The organism is Cytobacillus oceanisediminis, from assembly GCF_007830235.1.
In the GTDB taxonomy this organism is placed as follows: Bacteria; Bacillota; Bacilli; order Bacillales; family Cytobacillaceae; genus Cytobacillus; species Cytobacillus oceanisediminis.
Window position 1 is genome coordinate 1 of the sequence record NZ_VLKI01000037.1, and the last position, 21,437, is coordinate 21,437.

At 34.6% G+C, this 21,437-nt stretch carries 21 protein-coding genes, 1 tRNA gene, 2 pseudogenes and 1 riboswitch; of the genes and pseudogenes, 7 read left to right on the forward strand and 17 right to left on the reverse strand.

What is annotated here, in order from left to right:
- The first annotated feature begins 758 nt into the window (after window positions 1-758).
- On the forward strand, window positions 759-1,304 hold the full coding sequence (locus IQ19_RS26935) for a DUF1697 domain-containing protein (protein ID WP_144546785.1): 546 nt from the start codon (window positions 759-761) through the stop codon (window positions 1,302-1,304).
- Window positions 1,305-1,555: 251 nt separating this feature from the next.
- Here IQ19_RS26935 and IQ19_RS29195 read toward each other — a convergent pair.
- The 3 genes and pseudogenes from IQ19_RS29195 to IQ19_RS26950 form a co-directional block, all read right to left on the reverse strand.
- Window positions 1,556-1,839, reverse strand: a pseudogene (locus tag IQ19_RS29195) (DUF4275 family protein).
- 7 nt (window positions 1,840-1,846) lie between these two features.
- The gene (locus tag IQ19_RS28810; protein ID WP_242021137.1) at window positions 1,847-1,990 is read right to left on the reverse strand and encodes a hypothetical protein; all 144 of its coding nucleotides are present in this window, start codon (window positions 1,988-1,990) and stop codon (window positions 1,847-1,849) included.
- 127 nt (window positions 1,991-2,117) lie between these two features.
- Window positions 2,118-2,306: a hypothetical protein gene (locus IQ19_RS26950; RefSeq protein WP_144546791.1), complete on the reverse strand. Its 189-nt coding sequence runs from the start codon at window positions 2,304-2,306 to the stop codon at window positions 2,118-2,120.
- A gap of 152 nt (window positions 2,307-2,458) precedes the next feature.
- Here IQ19_RS26950 and IQ19_RS28815 point away from each other — a divergent pair.
- A pseudogene (locus IQ19_RS28815) lies at window positions 2,459-3,297 on the forward strand (tyrosine-type recombinase/integrase).
- A 70-nt stretch (window positions 3,298-3,367) separates the two neighbouring features.
- Here the strand turns inward: IQ19_RS28815 and IQ19_RS26960 are convergent.
- Entirely contained in the window at window positions 3,368-3,778 is a 411-nt protein-coding gene (locus IQ19_RS26960) for a hypothetical protein (protein WP_242021133.1), read from the reverse strand.
- 595 nt (window positions 3,779-4,373) lie between these two features.
- Complete coding sequence (locus tag IQ19_RS26970; RefSeq protein ID WP_144546807.1) at window positions 4,374-5,945, reverse strand: Na+/H+ antiporter; 1,572 nt, start codon at window positions 5,943-5,945, stop codon at window positions 4,374-4,376.
- 274 nt (window positions 5,946-6,219) lie between these two features.
- Between IQ19_RS26970 and IQ19_RS26975 the strand changes: the two genes are divergently transcribed.
- The gene (locus IQ19_RS26975; RefSeq protein WP_144546809.1) at window positions 6,220-7,581 is read left to right on the forward strand and encodes a TrkH family potassium uptake protein; all 1,362 of its coding nucleotides are present in this window, start codon (window positions 6,220-6,222) and stop codon (window positions 7,579-7,581) included.
- A 253-nt stretch (window positions 7,582-7,834) separates the two neighbouring features.
- On the opposite strand, the gene IQ19_RS26980 is transcribed toward IQ19_RS26975, so the two are convergent.
- Window positions 7,835-9,157 (reverse strand): TrkH family potassium uptake protein, encoded by a 1,323-nt coding sequence (locus IQ19_RS26980; RefSeq protein WP_144546811.1) that lies wholly within the window; start codon window positions 9,155-9,157, stop codon window positions 7,835-7,837.
- A gap of 1 nt (window position 9,158) precedes the next feature.
- A complete protein-coding gene (locus IQ19_RS26985) occupies window positions 9,159-9,815 on the reverse strand; it encodes a potassium channel family protein (RefSeq protein ID WP_144546813.1) in 657 nt (218 codons plus the stop codon).
- Between the two features lie 77 nt (window positions 9,816-9,892).
- Window positions 9,893-10,041: riboswitch (cyclic di-AMP (ydaO/yuaA leader) on the reverse strand.
- Window positions 10,042-10,173: 132 nt separating this feature from the next.
- Here IQ19_RS26985 and IQ19_RS26990 point away from each other — a divergent pair.
- Window positions 10,174-10,632, forward strand: coding sequence for an NAD(P)-binding protein (locus IQ19_RS26990; protein ID WP_144546815.1), 459 nt, complete (start codon window positions 10,174-10,176; stop codon window positions 10,630-10,632).
- 35 nt (window positions 10,633-10,667) lie between these two features.
- On the opposite strand, the gene IQ19_RS26995 is transcribed toward IQ19_RS26990, so the two are convergent.
- A complete protein-coding gene (locus tag IQ19_RS26995; RefSeq protein ID WP_242021134.1) occupies window positions 10,668-10,862 on the reverse strand; it encodes a hypothetical protein in 195 nt (64 codons plus the stop codon).
- A gap of 429 nt (window positions 10,863-11,291) precedes the next feature.
- On the opposite strand from IQ19_RS26995, the gene IQ19_RS27000 reads away from it, so the two are divergent.
- Window positions 11,292-11,771, forward strand: coding sequence for a hypothetical protein (locus IQ19_RS27000; RefSeq protein ID WP_144546817.1), 480 nt, complete (start codon window positions 11,292-11,294; stop codon window positions 11,769-11,771).
- A gap of 248 nt (window positions 11,772-12,019) precedes the next feature.
- Here IQ19_RS27000 and IQ19_RS27005 read toward each other — a convergent pair whose 3' ends face one another.
- From IQ19_RS27005 to IQ19_RS27035, 8 genes are all read right to left on the reverse strand, one after another.
- On the reverse strand, window positions 12,020-12,346 hold the full coding sequence (locus IQ19_RS27005) for a DUF1048 domain-containing protein (protein WP_144546819.1): 327 nt from the start codon (window positions 12,344-12,346) through the stop codon (window positions 12,020-12,022).
- The gene (locus IQ19_RS27010) at window positions 12,343-12,690 is read right to left on the reverse strand and encodes a DUF1048 domain-containing protein (protein ID WP_144546822.1); all 348 of its coding nucleotides are present in this window, start codon (window positions 12,688-12,690) and stop codon (window positions 12,343-12,345) included. The genes IQ19_RS27005 and IQ19_RS27010 overlap by 4 nt, the downstream gene beginning before the upstream one ends.
- Window positions 12,680-13,012 (reverse strand): PadR family transcriptional regulator, encoded by a 333-nt coding sequence (locus IQ19_RS27015; RefSeq protein ID WP_144546824.1) that lies wholly within the window; start codon window positions 13,010-13,012, stop codon window positions 12,680-12,682. Before IQ19_RS27015 ends, IQ19_RS27010 begins: the two co-directional genes overlap by 11 nt.
- A 565-nt stretch (window positions 13,013-13,577) precedes the next feature.
- The gene (locus IQ19_RS27020; protein ID WP_144546826.1) at window positions 13,578-14,141 is read right to left on the reverse strand and encodes a tyrosine-type recombinase/integrase; all 564 of its coding nucleotides are present in this window, start codon (window positions 14,139-14,141) and stop codon (window positions 13,578-13,580) included.
- Window positions 14,111-14,623 carry a phage integrase SAM-like domain-containing protein gene (locus IQ19_RS27025; RefSeq protein ID WP_144546828.1) on the reverse strand — a complete coding sequence of 171 codons (513 nt, stop codon included), beginning with the start codon at window positions 14,621-14,623 and terminating at the stop codon, window positions 14,111-14,113. The genes IQ19_RS27020 and IQ19_RS27025 overlap by 31 nt, the downstream gene beginning before the upstream one ends.
- 151 nt (window positions 14,624-14,774) lie before the next feature.
- Window positions 14,775-14,871 (reverse strand) — tRNA-Sec (locus IQ19_RS27915).
- 560 nt (window positions 14,872-15,431) lie between these two features.
- Window positions 15,432-17,162 (reverse strand): anti-phage-associated helicase HerA, encoded by a 1,731-nt coding sequence (herA, locus tag IQ19_RS27030; RefSeq protein ID WP_242021136.1) that lies wholly within the window; start codon window positions 17,160-17,162, stop codon window positions 15,432-15,434.
- A 16-nt stretch (window positions 17,163-17,178) separates the two neighbouring features.
- Window positions 17,179-18,336: a hypothetical protein gene (locus IQ19_RS27035; RefSeq protein WP_144546830.1), complete on the reverse strand. Its 1,158-nt coding sequence runs from the start codon at window positions 18,334-18,336 to the stop codon at window positions 17,179-17,181.
- A gap of 509 nt (window positions 18,337-18,845) precedes the next feature.
- Here IQ19_RS27035 and IQ19_RS27040 point away from each other — a divergent pair.
- Together IQ19_RS27040 and IQ19_RS27045 are read left to right on the forward strand one after the other, a co-directional pair.
- Entirely contained in the window at window positions 18,846-19,286 is a 441-nt protein-coding gene (locus IQ19_RS27040; protein ID WP_144546833.1) for a hypothetical protein, read from the forward strand.
- A gap of 4 nt (window positions 19,287-19,290) precedes the next feature.
- Complete coding sequence (locus tag IQ19_RS27045; RefSeq protein WP_144546835.1) at window positions 19,291-19,992, forward strand: hypothetical protein; 702 nt, start codon at window positions 19,291-19,293, stop codon at window positions 19,990-19,992.
- 166 nt (window positions 19,993-20,158) lie between these two features.
- Here the strand turns inward: IQ19_RS27045 and IQ19_RS27050 are convergent, their stop codons facing one another.
- Window positions 20,159-21,142 carry a restriction endonuclease gene (locus IQ19_RS27050; protein ID WP_144546837.1) on the reverse strand — a complete coding sequence of 328 codons (984 nt, stop codon included), beginning with the start codon at window positions 21,140-21,142 and terminating at the stop codon, window positions 20,159-20,161.
- Window positions 21,143-21,437 lie beyond the last annotated feature (295 nt).

Below are 21,437 nucleotides of genomic sequence, written 5' to 3' on the forward strand. Positions count from 1 at the left end.
AAGTAATTTGATTCATTTATGGATTAACGAAACATGCCTTAAATAAAAATGGAGCTCCTCTAGGACGTTAGATCACATAGGAACATCGTGCCTGAGGCAAAAAGACCTCGCGGGTCAGCGTTATGGGTCTTGTCCTTCAAATACGAATAATACGTGAAAAATGTAGTTTATACTTGCTAGGCGGTATCCCTGTAGGATGAAAAAACAAGATCCTTTCACGTTCTAGAGGAGATCTATTATAAATTCTGTGGTAGTTGAACTTTTCAAAAATTGGAAAATGAGAGTTCTGCTTAAGGTCGGTCTTTTTTATCTTAATTGGACCCTTGACTTATTTGCCATTATACGCTGACCCCTCAGTTGATCTGCCCCCTGTCAAGTAGACAGTGGAAATAATAAAAAAGCTTTAGGCGGCTTTAGTTCTATATTCCAAAGGGCTAAGGCCGTTTAAGCGTTTTTGGTACCTTAGACGTTCCTTTTCTGTTATTTCAACAAATAAGAAATAATCGAAAAATCACTAATTTTGTAAAAACGAGTTTTGATTTTGATGCCCCTTTAGTTGAAGAAAAATGATATCAACCATATTCACCAATAAGCTTTATTTAAGGGTCTGAATCTAGAACTAAAGAAAATAGGAAGGTATATTACTTACATTAAATACGGGGAAAATCATACTCTAAGAAATTCGCGGAATAGTATGACAAATATAATCCCTAAGAATATAATAGGTTTATATGTAAAAGGTTGATAGGAGGCTGGTTATGATTTATATTGCTCTTCTTCGGGGGATTAATGTGGGTGGAAAAAACAAAATTGACATGAAGTTGCTTAAACAAACTTTAGAAAAAGTCGGGATGAATGATGTGGTGACATACATCAATACAGGTAATATTATTTTTTCATACAAAGGCATATCAAAAACTGAACTATCTAGTGTTTTGGAAGAAGCGATACATAATGATTTCGAATTACAAATCAAAGTAGTAGTTCGTAGTGTCGATGATATCAGAGGAATCATTAAGGCCATTCCTGCAACATGGAAAAATGACAAGAGTATGACAAGTGATGTAATGTTTTTATGGGATGAAATTGATGATGAATCTGTACTTGAGAATCTGGTCATTAAACCAAATATTGACTCGGTGAAATATGTACCTGGTGCGATCCTATGGTCGGTTGACAAGAAAAATATAACCAAAAGTGGAAAGTCAAAGCTCGTTGGATCAAAGATATACAAACAAGTTACGATAAGAAATGTCAATACCGCTCGTAAGATATATGAACTGATGCAAGCTCAAAACAGTTAGTTTTCCCGATAATAATAATACCATTGATTTTTATCGATTTGTTTGGAGTGAGGGGGGAATTAAAATTTTCAACAATACGGCAATAATTTACGGCGGAACAGAAAAAGTCTTCAACGAGTTTATTTTGCGTTTTAATCTCCCAAAATTTATTGTCTTCACCTTAAATTCTATATTTTGAAGGGTTTTCCTTCTTCAACAAACCCGGCAGCTGATCTTAGCATATGCACCCGTTAGTTGAACAAGAGAATGCCCTATTTTTCTTTAGTTTTATAAAAATACGGTCCGCAAAATTCTTCATGAGTATGGATATATGTCCATGTAAAATCTTTATCAACTACATAAACATCATCCATGTATTCTTCAATTCTATTTGTAATATCTTCTGCCTTTAGCTTCTTTGCATTCTCAATCATTAAGCATTTTCATTATCTTGATAAAAAAGATAACATTCCTTTTTCTTTACCTTATTGAATGAATCAATGGCTTCCTGGCTTTCTAAGGAGACTAATTTTTCAAAGCTGAACACATGCCACAAATATTGATTAAAGTAAATTTTGCTTTTTTGGGACTTGCTGAGCTGCTTGGCGAATGAATGATTCTTCCCACTGTTCCCGCAGATCTTTCCCTCTATTACCCAACTCGATAACAAGGATTCCCTTCTCTTTTAACAAGTCAATCTGCTCCATTTTTATTCCTCAAACTTCCTTTCAATTTTCCCCTAACCTGCCAAAGAAAAATACGTCTATACAGATAATATTCTAAATCCTTATTGAACTATGCTACTTCATTAACTTAAGAAGGTGATTGGAGCCTCTAACCATTTTCGGAAGGAATAATTTCTCCTTCCCAATTACAGTGAAAACAATCGATTCCCCATCCTTTAACTGGCACAAGTAATTCATTTTCTTTTCCTTCATTAAAAATCAGGCTTGAAAATGATTTAAGATGAAATGATTCATCAATTAGTTCCTTACCGCAATTAGGGCAAAACTTTGGTTTCATATTATCTAACTCCTGTCTAATTTATATTAATTCCATTGATTCTTGTTGAGCTAACCTGCCCGTTTGCTTATAAAGTCTTTTCGTTGAGACTTTATTTCTATAATCCAGTCAATAATTCCTCTTGTAATCCAAATTAATGGGAGGGAATTTATTTGTTATTATCTAACGCGTGGAAAACATATGATGCTGATAAACGTATTGAGGGCTTCTCCTCATATACCTTAAAAGCATATGGGGTTCAGGCTAAGCTACTTATTAGTTATTTCGAAGATGCAAACATTAAAACTCTGACCACAGAAAAATTAAAGGAATACCTCTCCAATGCAGGTAATTTAAAACCATCAAGTATGGCACACAGAATACGTTTTTGAAATCATTATTCCGTTGGTGCTACAAAATGAAGGTCATTTATCCATCAACCCAGCTGCTAAGATTAAGGAACCAAAAGTGGGCAAGAGAATCCCAAAGTTTCTAACCGAGAAGGAAATTAAGCTTTTGCGTGAGGCTTGTATTAGCCCGATGGAAAATGCCTTATTTGAGTTTATGTTCTCTACTGGTTGCAGGATCGGGGAAGTCGTTTCACTTAACTGCAATTGCGTTAATTGGTCCAACCGTTCTGCAATCGTCAGGGGAAAGGGATATAAGGAACCGGGAAGTCTATTTTAATATCCGAGCCGAAATTTGGCTTAAGCGATACATAGACAGCCGCCAGGATAAGGATCCAGCTATTTTTGTAACAGTGCGGCAGCCACACAGAATGAGTATTGCCCAAATGAGGTACGTCATAAAGCGAATCTCATCTCGTGCAGGCATTAATAAGGAAATTCATCCCCACCAACTTAGACACAGTTATGCTACCCACTTATTAAACAATGGAGCACCTGTTGAAGTCATACAAAGTCTTTTGGGACACGAGAAGAGCGAAACTACTCGGATATATGCCCAATTAAGCGGAAAGCTCAGGCAAGAATTTTACCAGAAATATTTCTAACAAAGAAGCAACGCCGTTCAAGCGTTGCTTTTGTACTCTAGCACCCGTTTGTTGAATAAGGTAATACCTCTTATTGAGACAAATGTTTGTAATTCAATATTTCAATCTTAAAATCATGATTACATTTCAGCTTATTAAGCTTTCCACTGTCACAAGATGGGGATATTCTTACCTTAACTAAATCTTCTTTATCATTATCATTATTTTTAGAAGGAATGAGAATTCTTACGGCAACATCATAAGAATGATTGTCATTGTAATTTATACCGACGATTCTTTGCCATTGCCAGTCAAAAAGGGTATCGCCCCCATACTCTTTAATTACTCTTTTATCAATAGTTGGAAACACAAGGTCTGAAACAATATCTTCTGTTGTCATATATATATCTTCTGCCTTCGGAACAGTTTCTGCTTTAACCGTTTGTAAAGGAGTAAAAGCAAATAATAAAATACCCAATAAGATTAAGTATTGTTTAACCAATAAAATTCACCCCATATTCAGATTTACCCCTTAGTAATATATAAAATCAAATAGTATAAAATCTCTTGTACTAACATTTTTTGCTTGATGTATACAACCTTTTAATTATGCTTATGAATTATACGATGTAATAGGTAAGCTAATCCTAATAAAATAAGTGTGATGGAATTTATTTTATTTAAAGAAATTTGCTCAAATAGAGGGGTATGTGTTGAGCGATCCGATGTAAATATAGACCACCAACTTGGTTCTGGATATAGATAAGATACTATAATCCAGATGAAAAATAAGAAAAACATTAAAAACCAATAAAACTTCATAGTAACCCTCCTTTTACTTATAGACGATAAAAGAAATAAAAAGTCGCGTTCTCCTGGAGGGATTTCTATATTTATTCTTTACCTAACCTCCCCCTATTGTTGATCCAAAAAAGCTGTCTGTTTCAGCAGTTGGTTTTGAACATAAACACCCTTTGGTTTAAGTAAACTACTTCACAATCTTTAAAATGGGATCCAAAATAGGAAAAAGTCTATTTCAAGCTCCTTTACATTCAGCATAATTTCCTAAGCAATTTAAATGTATTTCCTTTTAATAACTAATCTTCTAAATTGACAAGCTTGTTTATTATCCTTTCATGTTCTTTTTCAGCAACTTCACTTGAAATGATATCTTCTTTTAACAATTTATCAATGGCTTCGTGCTGTGCATATAAGGAATGTTTTTGAAGAATGGTTTGCTGCTTTTCTTTAAGGTCAGGATACTTATTAAAAAGCATTTCGATTTCACTTTGTAATTCTCCAAGCTTCTGTTCATATTGAGTTACAATTTCCTTTGACACCGGATCAGTTATAAGAAAGTTCCTTTTCACCTTATTAATTTCTATAATAGCAGTCTCGAATCGATATCTACGTGCTATTATTTCTTCATATTCCTTATTTCCTTCTTCTTTTTTATTAACACCTAATGATGATAAAAGTGGTTTAATGGAAAGCCCTTGGACTACCAAAGAAAAAAGCACCACACTAAATGCTAAAATCAAAATTTCTTCACGACCTGGAAAATCTCTAGGTAAACTGAGAACTAGTGCAACAGATAGTGAGCCTTTTAAACCTCCCCAATTAATAATATGTTTCCATGGTGTTGGGAAGTTTTTAATGAATAATAAACTTGTGTAAACAGCAATACTTCTAGCAAATAGGACCATGATAATTGCTATTAAAATCAATCCCCATTTCTCATTAAGATTGATTCTTGTGATTTCTAATCCTACCATCAAAAATACTAGTGAGTTTGCCAATAACGCAGCCACATCCCAAAAGCTACTAATATTCAACTTTGTAGTGGGACTCATACCAATTTTTGCTCCATAATTTCCAAAAATAAGAGCTGCAACTACAACAGCAATTACACCCGAAGCATCGACACTTTCGGCAAGTAGAAATGACCCATAAAATAGGATAATGCTGAAAATAATCTCTAAGGGATAATCATCAAAGTATTTTGTTAAATGTGAAAAGCCATATCCAAGTGATCCTCCAATGATGAGACCAAGTAACACGACTTTAATAAATTCCCATATTCCATAACCAGCGCCCTCAATCCCAAGCTCTATATATGTAAGTAAATAAAAAGCTGATATCTTAAATAATACAACTGCCAAACCATCATTAAATAAACTTTCCCCTTCAATGACTATAGCAAGTCTTTTGGTAACGCCAACACTTTTAAAGATCGACAAAACACTTACTGGATCTGTTGCACTCATTATTGCAGCAAAAACGAATGCTGAGGGGAGTGAGAAGTCTAGAAGCCACATTGCAGAAAAACCAATAATAATAAATGATATAAGAGTTCCACCAAATGCTAAGGCAAAAATAGGCTCTTTATTTTCCTTTAAATGTGAGAATGGGAGCTTTAACGCTGCTTCCCCCAATAACGCCGGTAAGAACAGCGTAATAATGACAAAATTGAATATTTCCCCTTCTGTTATAAATTCTTTTAGCGGCTCTAATACAGGAATGTTCACAAGACCTATGATAGTTCCAATAATGACAAGTGCAATGGGATATGGCTTTTTAAATTTTTTAGCTATAGCCGTAATTCCGGCAGCAATCATAACTAAAATTAGACCGAGTTCGAATATATGATGTAAATCTAAATCATTCAAAAGATTTCCCCCTTAAAGTAAATAAATCACTTAATATGGTATCCGAACGATTTAGCTGTTAAACATGTACTGCTGAGTTTAAAACACTTAACCCGTAATTAACTAAACTATTCTTGAGTTCAATAATAAAAACTTAAGGCTAGCATCCGTTGGTTAACATGTTTAAATACCTTACTGTTATGGTATTTAATACTTTGTAAAAACTAGAAAATAAATTTTTTATTTATCTTCAATTTGCTATACTATCCCTATCTGACTAGAAGGTTGTGTCACAATGGAATTAACAAAAAATCCTGAAAAGTTAAAGAGACGGTTATCGTCGGTTCAATTAATTGTTTTATTTTATTTATCTGCTGTGATTGTGTCTACCATCTTGTTAAGTCTTCCGATTGCCCATAAACCCAATGTCGAACTTTCGTTTATTGATGCCTTGTTTACGGCAGTCAGTGCGATTAGCGTAACAGGTTTAACCGTAGTCTCAACCGCGGATACGTTTAGTGCACCGGGGTATTTTATATTAGCTTTTATTCTTCAATTCGGCGGTATCGGCATTATGACACTTGGTACGTTCATTTGGATTCTCTTTGGAAAAAAAATCGGCTTGAAAGACCGGCAGCTCATCATGACAGATCAGAATCGATCTACATTTGCCGGATTAGTTCAGTTAATGAGACAGATATTAGTGATTGTTATTGTCATTGAACTGATAGGGGCGTTTATCTTAGGAATTCATTTTCTAAAATACTTTCCAACCTGGCAAGAAGCGTTTTTACAAGGTTTTTTCGCTTCAGTCAGCGCCACAACAAACGCTGGCTTCGATATAACAGGAACATCGCTTGTTCCATTTGCACATGATTACTTTGTTCAGTTTATCAATATGATTTTACTTATTCTAGGCGCCATCGGCTTTCCTGTACTTATTGAGGTAAAAGAATTTTTAACACAAAAAGGAAATTACTCCTATAAATTTACCTTATTCACAAAACTGACAACCTTGACTTTTTTTATCCTAATCATAGTAGGCGCCCTTTTTATCTTTTTATTTGACAGAAATCATTTTTTTGCAGATAAAACTTGGCATGAATCCGTGTTTTATTCCTTATTCCAGTCCATTTCATCAAGAAATGGCGGATTAGCTACAATGGATGTAAGTGAATTTTCTGATCCTACTTTACTTTTTATAAGCGGGCTGATGTTTATTGGGGCTTCCCCAAGTAGTGTAGGAGGTGGAATTCGTACCACCACTTTTGCTATCATGGTATTAAGCATTTTCTTTTATGCCAAAGGAAAGGATACGGTCAAAGTATTTGGTCGTGAATTGCATCCAAGTGATATTCATGGGTCTTTCATTGTTATCACAACTGCTGCATTCATTTGTATGTCTTCCGTCATTTTAATGACCTTTTTGGAACCATCATTCAGCATCATTGAAATTGTTTTTGAAGTTTCTTCTGCCTTTGGTACAACAGGATTGTCAATGGGGATCACACCAGCCCTTAGCACCGCAGGGAAGTTTGTCATAATTGCTCTCATGTTTATTGGAAGGATTGGCATCTTTTCATTCCTGTTTTTAATAAGAGGAAATACCGTTAAAGATAATTTCAAATATCCAAAGGAAAAGGTGATTATAGGGTGATTAAACAAGATGGTTTAATTGTGATATTCAGTTGGATGTTTACGGGGATGCTTTTGGCTAAAATCTCACTATTCTTAATCATTGCCAACATTCACCGAGTATTGTGGATTGAATACCATTCTTCTTTAACTATAATGACGATCACGCTTCTATTTGGAATATGCGGTTACTTCTATATTTATTTACGTAAACGTAAATGAAGCAGAAAAAAGCTGCCTATTTTAGGCAGCTTTTTTAAATATGTATATAGTTGTCATCCGGTTAGAACATCCTCATTAGGATACTTTACTTTCGCTTTATCTGGATTCGCCAGTGAGAAAGCCATGGTCAAAGGACCGAGTTTCCCGGCAAACATGATTAAAATAATTACACTTTTTCCGATAAAAGTAAGCGATCCTGTTATACCCATGGATAAACCAACTGTTCCAAATGCGGAGATTACTTCAAATACCACAGGAAGAAAAGGTGCCTCTTCTGTAATATTTAAAACGAAGATGGCAATGCAAATTAAAAAAAGTCCAATGGTTGAGATCGCTAAGGAACGTAAGACAATGGTCAGGCTTATCGTCCTTTTTCCTAATACCGTATTTTCTTTTCCCTTTAGGAACGTGATAACGGAAAATAAAATGACCAGGAATGTGGTCAATTTAATTCCTCCGCCTGTTGAGGCACTCCCGGCACCAATAAACATTAAAAGCAGGAAAAGAAATATAGTGTCTTCATGAAGTGACGCGATATCCAACGTATTAAAGCCTGCTGTTCTTGGTGTGACCGCCTGGAAATAAGTAGCCCACAGCTTTTCTCCCCAGGAGTTTAATCCCCCGAGTGTGTTTGGATTCTGGTATTCTAGCGCAAAAATAATGAACATGGCTACAACATTAATAACAAACGTTCCGATTACCATCATTTTCGAATGAAGGCTCATTTTTCGAAATTCCTTCTTGTGCCATATATCAGCCAGTACAGTAAAACCAATTCCGCCGATAATAAATAAAAATGTAATGACAATGTTTATCACTGGATCACCCACATAGCCCATCAGGCTGTCTGACCACAATGCGAAGCCGGCATTATTGAAGGCTGAAATAGAATGAAAAAAACTATAATACAAGCCTCTTCCCCATCCAAACTCAGGCACCCATCTAAGTGATAGAAATAACATGGCTATAAGTTCAATAATAATGGAAAATACAAATAAATTTCTAACTAAATGAATGACTCCACCAATAGAAGTTTGGTTTAATGCCTGTTGTACGATTAAGCGCTCCTTAATTCCAATCTTTTTGCCAAGCATCATATAAATAAGAACAGCAAAAGACATGATCCCCAGCCCGCCTAGCTGTATCAAAGAGACAATAACAATCTCGCCGAAAAGGGTGTAGGCTGTTTCGGTATCCACCACTGCAAGTCCGGTTACGGTCATGGCTGATGTAGCCGTAAATAATGCATCTATCCACCTAATGGATTCTTCCGTTGCAAATGGCAGCTTAAGCAAAAGGGTGCCCAGCAAGATAAATATGGCAAACACTACAATGAGCAGCTGGGATGGGTTAAGTTTGATAATTCCCTTCTTCACACTACACTCCTTCTTTCTCAAATCGGTTAATATCTTTGTTATGACCCATAACGATCAAAACGTCATCCTTTAAAATGACCTCCTCGGCTGATGGGGACACGATAATTTCTTTTCCTCTTTGAATCCCAACTATATTGCACCCGTATTTCGCTCTAATATCAAGTTCTATTAACGATTTATTATGAACCTTTTTCGAAGCAATAATCTCAACCATACTGTAATCCTCTGATAGCTCGATGTAATCAATAATTTTATCTGAAACAATGTGGTTCGCTATCCTTTTTGCCATATCCCTTTCCGGATGAATGACGCGATCAACACCTATTTTTTCAAGCACTCTTGCGTGGTAATCGTTATGCGCTTTTGCCCATACTTGCGATATCCCCATTTCTTTCAATACCAATGAAGTCAGGATGCTCGACTCGATATTTTCACCAAAAGACACAAAAGCATGATCTATATTTCTAACACCGACTTGCTTCAAAGCTTCTTCGTCAATCCCATTGATTTGAACAGCAAAAGTAACGAACTGGGAATATTGATTCACTTTTTCCTGATCAATGTCTATAGCTAAAACCTCGGCACCCAATTCATGAAACTCTTTAACCAGACTTCCCCCAAATCGCCCTAAACCAAAAACAGCATATTGCTTTTTCATATAAATTAACCTTCCTTTCGCAAAAATGAACACAAAAAGACCATTCTTAATAAAAGAATGGTCAATGACATCATTAACCCTTCTCTCGATTGCGCTTACGGAGTTAGCTGTCGGATTAGGGATTGAGAGTATCCCTTCTCAGCTTAATTTGCCAAGATTCACCCCAAGATAAACATGGTTTATCATAATTGGTTCCCCCGCTCAAAAGATTCAGCTTAAGGTATATGTATAAAATAATAAATATAAGTTACTCCTATAATTTTCCGCTGTCAATACAATTCCATAAAACTTAATAAATCGGTTTAAGAATTTTGCTAAAGGTCAATTATAAAAATATAAAAGTTAGGAGGTGTATAAAATGTCTGTTATCCAATCTGCCAACATAATTATCATTGGATGGAACGAAAGATCAAAGAAATTAATTGAAATCCTACCCGCCATTTCACCTGTTAAAATCATCATAATTGACCATTCAATTAGAGATCTCCCAACTTTCGCTGAAAAAGTGGTACATATACGTGGCAACTCCATGCATGACGGTGTATTACAAGAAGCCGGAATAAAACAAGCTGGATTAGTTTTTATTACTGCTGATATGCATTCCACTGAACATAATTCAGATTCCAGGTCTATCATTTCCCTATTAGCAATAAAATCCTTAAATCCTTCTGCCATTACAATGGTTGAAATACTATCAGAGGCTAACATTAATAATGCCAAAAGAGCAGGTGCAGATGAAGTTATTTATACAAGTAAGATTTTTGCTAATTCAGTAATACGAAGCTTCAGTCAAAATTCGCTTGAAAATCAAAGGTAAATTCTTTTACTTCTGTAATAAATGGATACTTTACATCAATATGGCAAATCGTCATTAATAACCGGATGAATCCGCTTCACTTCATCTGTAATATTATGCTCCTCATCCCAGGTCACCTTTTCAATAACGGTTTCGCGGAACCCGGTTTCCTTCATCTGCTTCTGAATCCATTCATAAGCAACAATGCTGACAGCAAAATCCGGATCATCCTTAAATTCACAATCACGCACGAAAAACTCGCCAGCCGTAATCCTCTGTTTCCATCAATGTCCAATATCGTTTCTATGATTACTTTCATAGTACATACCTCAAACAAAAAAAGTTATGACTCTATCACAGAACATACATTCGCATAACACACAAAAAAATACTCCCCATAATAATGGCGATTTTGATAAAAATCAACGAATGACAGAAAGCTGCGTATTCGTTGAATTCGTTTAATTCCGGAATTTTACAGGGCGGCACTTTAATTTCGGATGAATATGTCTGAGTTTTTTATCTTATTAAACTAAGACACCCTTTAGTTTAAGTTCACTCCTTCACAAATTGTGTGTTTTTATAAAAAGAATTTAATAAATACTGGTAAAATGAGGATATAATGAAACTTTTATTGAAGAAATCCGTAAGAATATTAGCTACTTAAAAGGGGGGATATTGTGAAGCAAATTATAACAGTTTCTGCTCTTATTTTGTTCTTTCTGGTTGGCTGCCAAAACAATGATAACGGAACACTCGATACTTCAAAATTAACAGAAATTCAAATGAATGATGTTTCAGATGCACAAAAGGAAAAGATGCCTATCACTTATGAAGCAACTTCTGTTAAAGAAGGACTTTCAGCACTTCCATTCGAAATAAAATTACCTGAGAAGCTGCCGTTTGATGCCAAACCTTTTCAACCACCTACAATTAACGATATGTCCCGTGATGGCAAGAAATTGATGGTTGAGTTTAAAACTACCTCAAAAGGTAACGCTGAACAACCAATTATTTTAATGATAACAGCTTTAAATAGCGAAGAAGATTTAGAAAGTTCTAATTCGGAAGAAGTCAAACTAAACAATGAGGAGACTGCTTATTATACAAATAAGTCTTTGTCATTTAATCGTGATGGAGTCTCCTATACTATCACTTAAATGAATGATGAAATTTCTAAAAAAGAACACAAAGATGAACTAACTAATCTTGCCAACCAAATGATTTAATACGATAAGACCGTTAAGCGGTCTTTTTCTCATTTTCACTTAAACCATCCTTCCCAATTTGTTTTTAAAAATGCCCACCTGGTTCGGCAGCTGCCCCTGAACATAAACACCCTTTAGTTGAATAGCACACTAAATATCAAAACGAGCCAGAGGCTCGTTTTGATATTTCATTTTGTAAATTAACGATTTTTAAAATGATTATTGAGTTGTTGGCGATATTTTTCTTTCCAATCACTTCTCTTGTCCGCAGTGAGTTCATCACAAAAGGCTGCAACATCATCTCCGACCACATCTTTGATGCTGCGTCCATCAAGCTCGGCAAGTTCCAGAAGCTCAATGATTTCATAGAAGACACGCCAGTCAGCCATTCCTGTTGTAAACATATATTTTTGAATGGCTTTATAAACTTCATAATATTCTTCAGGTAATTGTTTCGCCCGTTTTTGCATTTCCTTATACTCACGTTTTTCATCGAGTGAGCCGACGATTTTTTCAAAAAAAGTCATATTTCCTCCAATTTTACACTTTTGTTTAGTTTTTGGCGGTATTTATCACGCCAATCTTTATTTTCAGCAAGCTCGTCACAAAAGGCAGCAACATCTGGACCCGTGACATCTGTTAGCTGACGTCCTTCAGCCGCAAGTTCTTCCAGCAAGTCAAGCAAACCATTAAAAATCAACTTGCTTTGTTCCCATTCACCAGTACCAGAAATCCAAAGATATTTTTGCAAAGCTTTGTAGTCTTCATAATAGCTTTCAGGAAGCTCTTTGGCACGTGCTTCCATCGCTTTCCACACTTTCTTTTCTTCGAGACCGAGCATACAGTCGAGCAAACTTCTTTTATTTTCCATCTTTTTTCTCCTTGAGTTCCTTGAGTTTACTTGAGATAAAATTCCATTTTTCCCAAAATGAAGCAAGTTTTTCTTGCCCATCAGCATTTAATGTATAGAATTTTCGGGGTGGTCCCATGGTTGACGGCTTTTTCTCAATGTTCACAAGTTGATTTTTTTCAAGCCGCATGGTAATCGTGTAAACAGTGCCTTCAACCACATCCGTGAAGCCAAGTTCTCGCAGCTGTTGCGTGATTTCATAGCCGTAAGTTTCGCCACGACTGATGATTTCAAGCACACAACCCTCAAGCACCCCTTTCAGCATTTCCGTAATATTTTCCAAATGTTTTCCTCCATTTGCATTGTATTTCACTCATTTTTTTTTAGTACTCTGTACCACAGGTATTTTGTATTACTGATATTCAGTATTACTGACTACAAGTATATAGTATTACTTAATAACGTCACTTGTCAATAAAACTTTTCGTCAAAAAAGCCCGTTATTTCGGCTTCATAAGTGTTTTTATCAAATTTGACAGCTTAGACTTTAGTCAGACGTGTAATTATTCTCAAGAAGATCTATATAATTTAAAAATAACTGGTGAAGGGGTTGATGACCTAGAACTCGCTCATTTTGGTAGACATGATTTACATGTTAAAGTGACCAAGATGATGATTAGTAATACAAACGGTCTCTATTTTGCAAAAAAAAGGCAGGCGACTATTTAGTTATAAACGCATTGAGTCAATTAATTTGATGCGTTTGTTATTTTAGGGATAGGCTTATCAATAAGTTTGTGAAGAAATGTACTTAAACTAAACTGCCTGTTAGTTCAATAAGAGAAATCTAAACATTAAAGAAAGCAGCCCAATTAATATGTTAGTGGCACTGCTTTCTAATAGTAAAGTTATAGATGATTAATTGGACTATATTGATTATGCTGCTGTTTAATATCTTCACCGTTCATTTGGATATATTTCCTCACCATATTCATCGTGGAATGACCCAGGATACGCTGTAAAGTAAAGGCATCTCCGCCATTTAATATATAAAATTTTGCAAAGGTATGGCGGAAGGTATGGGGCGAAACCCGAATGTTTTGAATACCTGCCTGTTCTCCGTATTTTTTGATCCTGGACCTGACCCAGCTGGGATCAATTCTACCGCCATAATTGAATAAAAAAATGTATTCGGTATCTTCAAATATACTATTTTCTTTTATCAATGTGTGTATCATTTTAGCTGTTTTTTTGGACAATGGAAGAATCCTTGCAATTGTATTCTTTGCAAGAGTTGCGGGTATTTTAATGATTTTTTGTTCGTAATCAAAATCTTTACTGGTAAGCCCAAGAGCTTCGTTTGCTCTAATTCCGGTATCCAAAAATAATAAAAGCAATACATAATCTCTGAAGCCTGCATATGGTCGTTGGTCCTGCTGTTTTAAAGATCGGTTATCTGCTGTTTTGAGAATGCTGCAATTGTATCCTGTTCCGTTTTTAAGAGCTTGACCCTCGCTGTTGGGTTCTCTGGAATATGCCCTTCACCTTTTAAGAATTTAAAGAAGCATTTTAACGTTCTCAGTCTGATGTTAACAGTCGTCGGTGATAGCCCTTTTTTATCAGTTTTATACCTTACAGATGCTTGTGTGTGGTCGTCCCATAATTTTTTCTCCCTGCTCATATAATAAACATAATCCCGAATCGTATCAGTTAAAATCTCTTCAGCATATTCCATTTGCGGATATTTCTTTTTTAAGAATCCGGTAAAATATTTAAAATTTGTCCTGTGGTCTTTTAGCGTCCTTTCGCGCAGTCCTTCCAGTTCTTTTGCACGCATAAAGGTGTGAAACAATTCCTCGAGCCGCTTGTCTCTAAATGGTTCAAATGTTTCTTCCTCCTGGAATGACCGTAAATTTACCGTTTTTCTTCCCTTTCTTTTGCTTTGTTCTGCCATAATAAAAACCTCCTTTGATTAGTGGAGTTAGCCCACATAAGAAAAGGAGGTCACACGGTCTGTTTTATGTACCATACACGGTCTATAGGGAAAATAAAGCATCTTCCATTTATATACAAATCATCAGAAAAGCCTGATATATCAACATTTTTGGCGGGACCGCCTGGGAATCGAACCCAGCTGACCTGGCACGCAGGTCACAAGCGGTTTTGAAGACCGTGGAGGGCACCAGCACCCCAATCAGCCCCGTAAATCAAGGGATTATAACGGTCTTTTACCAAACCCACCAACGGTTTAGTCTATAGCATTCTAAGTTAAATTTTATCAAAAATTTAATCATTTATCTATATTTTTAAACATCAAAACATCTTTTGATAGAATGTTTTAATTAATAAGGTGTAGAAGTACTTTGATTTAACCAATTTTAAGAGGTATAGAAGGAACTTAGGAGCGAGAATGCTGCACGGAATGCATCATGGGAGACGTATGTTGAACTAATAATTCGTATTACATATATGGCCTCTAAAATTCCATTTTTATAGCTAATACTTTAAAAAATCCGCTTCCTAGTAGACTAAGATATAGACCAGAAAACGGATTTTTGATTAACTTAAAACTTCTTCTTTTACTGTAAAAATATGCTCTTGAGGCTGTGAATATAAGTTTCCTTTTTTAAACTATTAATTTCTATATAGAAAAGACAAAGAATTTTTATTGCCCTCTCTCTTTTGTTATTTACCAACTATTTTGGTTTTCCTATACATCTTATAAACTCTTATTAAAACAAAAGAGAGTAATTAGTAACGGCTTAGTCTATCCATTTACAAACAATCTTTTCAAAATCAGCAGCATACCACTCTTTTTTCCATTCTTGAAGAAATGGTATGTCATTGGAAGAAGGTTGTGGATTACATCTATCGATTTTTACAAGAGAAGGCATAATGATTGAATCACCAATAATAATTGCCTCGCCTTCTTTTAATGTAGATAAGGAATCCGTTATAGGTCCAACTACATCAGGGAGCAGCCTTTTAACGTAATTTTGGTCTTCAGGATTTGTGAGCCTCATAGAAATAAAGTTACTACATTGCGAAAAGATTGTCTCTGATATTTCTGATGGTCTTTGACTTACTATCATTGCAGTAACTCCATACTTTCTTCCTTCTTTTGCTATTCTTTCAATAGATATTCTTGAGGCATTATATTTAGCGGATTTTAACTTAGGAACATATTTATGCGCCTCTTCATATACTAGTAACAATGGAGTTGTTTGTAACTCTGGAATGTCGTCTTTCATCTTTTTATAGAAGTATCCATAATCAAATAGCATTCTTGAAATAAGCGAAACAGTAATGCTTAAGACTTCAAACGGTACCCCGCTTAAATCAATTATATTAATGTTAGATTCGTTATCTTTACGGTAACCTATTACCTGCCTTAAGGTATCTTCAAACAACACATCCATAGCATTTTCACCAAAAAGGAAAGTTAATCGCTTGTCACTTATTTTATTTCGTATTCTTGAGATAAACTTTTCTAAAGTTCCGTCATTATAAGTCCCTTTATTTATTGAACCCTGTTTAATTTCCTGAAACTTAAACTCTTGTGAAAAATAGAAATCAAATTTTTCTTCGTCATTTTGAAACACTTGTTCTTCTTCTAAACATACTGTACTAGGTTGTTTTGACTTCCTTGTCTCTTTCGACAAGTTTATAATACAATTCATTACCTCCTGAATAGAGAATTTTACAGGTGTATCAAAAGTTATTTTCTCATTATTGTCATTATGTTTTTGTTTATTTCTGGTAATTATTCTTCTCAATAATGAGGACTGATTATAAGATTGATTCTCTCCAGACTCTACAAAAAGTTCTTCTAACTCTTCTCCATTCATTAACCAGTAAGGTAATACTAGCTTTTCAACGTCTATGTTATTTGAAGCCGGAAACGCACTCCTATATTCCGAGTGTATGTCAAATAGGATTATATGAGAGTTGTTTAAACCCTCATAACCTTCATTTTTTGAGCTAATAGCAGCTTGAATTAACTTAGTTACTGTATGTGATTTACCTGAACCTGTAGAACCAACTACAGCAATATGTTTATTAAAAAATCTATCCCCATCAACTGGAACTTCTATTGTCTTATCTTGGGAAAGTTTAGAAAAGCAAAACCTTTTAGAAATATCTATTGAATCATAAATTTTTTGTACTTCGTCTTTCCTTGCAAGTTCAACATCAGTTGGAGGTATAGCAATGTTATTTCCCCCTCTACTAAAATTCCCCTCAGAATCCAAGAAGCCAATTGGGACAGCTTCAAGAATATAGTAACTCTCTTTATTCTCCTCCTTTTCAATTGTAAAATTCTCAATCATACTAATTAAGGCACAATCTTCACTATCAGACACCCTTAGATACGAACCTACAGCAAACCTCTCATTCTCAATTTTGAAACGCTCTATGTCCTTAACTTGAATCTTAATTTTGCTTGGTAAGACTGATACCACTTTAGCTATTTTTTCTTCAGAACCAATTGTCAAACAAAATACCCCTCTCTTAATTTAGAATACTATTTATCTGTACTATTTCCTCTAACTGTACCTTGATATGTTTATGTTTACTAGATATATCTATACTGTTACTAATAAAAAATTGATAAATCTCATGGATTGAAATTCTACTAATTAATTCGTTAATATATTCCTCTCTTATAAATCTCACTCTGATGTTATTATCCGAAACATTTAGAAGTTTCTCCATTCTAAACCTATCACCATCGAAACATGTTCCATCAGAAAATGTAAGCTCCATATCAATTAATTCTTGTTTTAATATATTTAATGCTTCTGCATTAATGTTCCTAAAGCATATAAATGGTGCAGGACTCTTATCCTTACGGTAATACTTACTACTAATTTTATGAATCATGTTATGTAAATCACTTAATTCCCAACTTTGATTAGCATCAATTATAAACAACCTTTCAAAATTAGGAATATTAATTGTTTTATGAGTGAAAAATGTTTTTCGAATAAGTTTCTCATATGACTCTCTTGAAAGGTAGTTGCCATAAATCGAGTAAAAAATCAATTCCTGATTCTTACTTATCAAACTATCTAATACTGCTTTACTAATGCACCTTACGCTCTTTTCCCTAATTACTAACCGAAATATTTCTGAACGAAATATAGCATGATAATATAAAATCATCTCTTTTTCTCTTAAGTCGTAGGTTTTTTCTATAAGATCAAGTAATTCTTCAAATTGTGCTTCATAATCATGGAGAAATTTAATAACAAATGAGTTAATAAAATCACTCTTAACTTCTTGAGAGAAATCATCTTTTTTATTTCCTAATACTTTGTTCAGTTCTTCTAAGGAAAAAACCTTTTCATGAGGAGTAGTATCTTTAAAGTGACAATAAAGGCAAAATTTTTTACTGTTATCTTTCTCGAATAGTCGAATTAATTGTACTATTGGAGATTTTACTTTGCTAGGCTGGTAGACTTGTGTTTCCTTATGTTTAATTTGTATAACAAAATCCTCATAATCTATATCTTGCTCATTTTCAAAATTCACTTCAGAATCTTGGTTCTCAAGCACCTTCATTATTGTTTGGTCGAACTGATATAAAAAGCCTTTTATTGCATAATATCCTCCGTCTCTATCCTGCTCTAATAGTTCTACTGTCTTTCCATTTTGTGCATCAATCACAAAATTCTCCTCGTTTCCTTATTTTTCTCAAATATAACACAAAATTTAACAATTTTTATAAGAAGTTTATAATTTCTTTTAACCCTATGCATAATTTCCTGGTCCCTACTAAAAATTCTAACATCCTCCTAAATTCACTTTTGATAAACTTCTTATTTGTTACGAGCAAGACGGTTAAGTTTTTTCTCACTATTAAGATGTCATTCTCCTGCTGCTCTTAAAGTAGCATATGAAATTAGGAGGCGTTCTTTGTCAGTAAATTCTCCTCTTAAAATGACCTGTAACCTTCTTTCTTCGACGCAATTGTTTGTCCAGTTTCCTGTACTACTGTTCAGACCCTCACATAACCATATTTATATCATTCTCCATTATCAAAGTATTTCCATTCACTATTAAATGTATTAGAATTATATATTGTTGACTTACTAGGTCAAAAGACTTGCTATCAATGAAGAGAGTTAACAAAATCACATTGGAATTACAGGTATTTCTAATTAGGAGTGAAAAACATGTCAAATAAAGAAGATATCTCAATTGTTGAGATAAGAGAATCTTTTCGTAATTCTATAATCGAAGAATTTGGCGATACAGTAGGACAGTTAATACTCTTCGAGGTTGACAACTCTATTAAAGCTGGTAAAGAAATAAAGTTAGATAACGGGGAAATAAAGACTGTCCCATTAGAGGATGTTTGGGAGGAATTAAAAGTTTATACCAATACAATTAAAACATACTTTTTAGATTTGAATAAATGCCTAGAAAGCTGTGAAGCTTATTTTAATGAAACTCATAAACTTGAAGTTGAATTTCACTTTGAACCAAATCACAGTACAAAAGAACCTTCTATAACAGACGAAACACTAGATAATGGAAATAATAAGCAATTAACACAAAGTATTAAACAATTTTACGATTTATTTAGTAAATTACAAATAAAAGAAATGAGGTGATTATATGCCTTCTAGTAAACCATCAAAAAGGGATTTAATTCGTTCTTTTAAGAATATATTAACTGAAGCAAATGCAAATAAAAAAATGGTTGGTATACTACGTAATAATGCTGATGATGCAGCTTACGAAGCCTACATATTTACTTTAATACTAAAAGCAATAGAAAAGCTATCAGACGATAAAAAAGTTCGCTTAAAAGGGGTAAATGAAACACCAAAGAAAAAGTTTATATTTCGGGGAAACCCAGGGGAAATCTATACGACTACAGTTAATTATGGATATGCGGAGTTTTCCTATTTAGGTAAACTTTATGAAGTCCATATCGATGTTCAATACTTAGGTACTTCTAAAGTGCGTCATGAAATTGACATTTCAATTCTAGACAAAGATGCAGCCCAAAATTGCCGAGAAAAACGAATTTCAGCAAATGCTAGGTTTTTACGTATTGCATTTGAGTGTAAGTTTTACGAAACGTTACAAATTCACCTTATTAGAACATTTACAGGATTATTAGATGATATGGGGCAAACAGACTTTTCGTGTTTTTTAAGTAATAAATCTTCCGAAAACATTCAACAGTTTTGTACTGGAAAGAAAAACCGACCTTTCTTTTTCCCATTAGTAATCCCTACGGAAAAAGAACATGAGTTAAAATTTGTAAACTTTATAGAAGTATATATTAGAAAGTGTTTTGGCAAGCCTTAAAAAAAAAATGTCTAATATTACATACTTTAACATATAGCAAGTCTAAAAAAATTTAACATTATAATTACTATTTATAAATTCAAAATTTTAATAGACAGCTAATATCATATATTTCAAAAAGGTAACTAAAGTGACTTAGCTACCTTTCCCTTTCAATCTTCAACAGCTATTCAGGAACGTACATTTTCTGAAGTGGTAACAACGAACGTGTTTCATTCGGCATTTTGTCGTACCAATAAACAGCTGAATTCACTAATTCTTCCAAGTCAAGTAACTTTACATTATTATTCTTAGCAATCGCTTCTGCATGCGACGTAAAGCCCCCTGTAGATACAAAAAGTGAATTGGCATCGATTGGGTGCGCTCCAAGTAGTTGTTGAATTTCAGGTCCTCCAGAATTTGATTTACGATGCTTTACTTGCACTTTAATAATTGGCTTTTCAAAACCAAAGGCATCCTTATGTGCTAATATATCTACTCCACCGTCAGGACCTTTCTTGCTTACTTTAACGTTATAGCCCATAGCCTGAAGTAAACCTGCGACTAGGTCCTGCATTTGCCAAGGGTCTAGTTTATCTACTTTGTCCTGTATCATTGTTAATGCCTTCTGTACAAGGTCTTCCTTGATAATTTCTTCTTCCTCTTCATCAGCTTCATCTGATTTTGTTGACACATGTCCTCTAAGTAAGCCTTCTAACTCAGCCCCCCAGTCATCTACTCGGAACACAGTCAACGTTGAGCCTAGTGAGTTCTTTGCACCCTGAGACAAGTCATCCCTCGGGATTTGTTTAGTTTCCCATATAACACCGATAACATTGGGATAGTGGTCACTGACTAGGGTATTATCATGTTTATGTACCGCTGTAACACTTCCAATTAGATATTCCCTCTTATCCTTTGTAAATGTAATTATACGGTCACCAATTTCTATTTCATGACTGAACCGCCAAACCTGACTTGCCCAATTTATACGAGTAGGAGGCTTTTCATCTTCATATACTTTATGTGCTTTTTGTATTAAATTTTCTCTTGTTAAATAACTTTTTGGATTTCCAAGTTCTGACCATCCAATGGATGCTACACTTTTCTGTCTCCAAATCGGAATTAGATTATTATTACTACCCGCACGAACCATCCACCACTTTGCCATTTGACACTCTCCCTTATCCCAAATGTAAGGATTATATATTTAGTACTTCTACTTTACAGTTTTAGTAATTTGGAGTAGGACAGCTGTTTGAAGATTGTCTATTAAATTGCCTCTCAACTATTGCAGCATATGCCAATGGTCGATTCTCAACTTCTTTTAATTTCTCCCTACTAAGTGCCGCACCTACTGCACCTAATAACCCTGTATTTGGCAAGCAAAAAATGCATGAAACGGCAGTTAATAATGTAGCCACCTGCCAACAGTATATCTAGTTCTGTAATATAGACTCTTTATA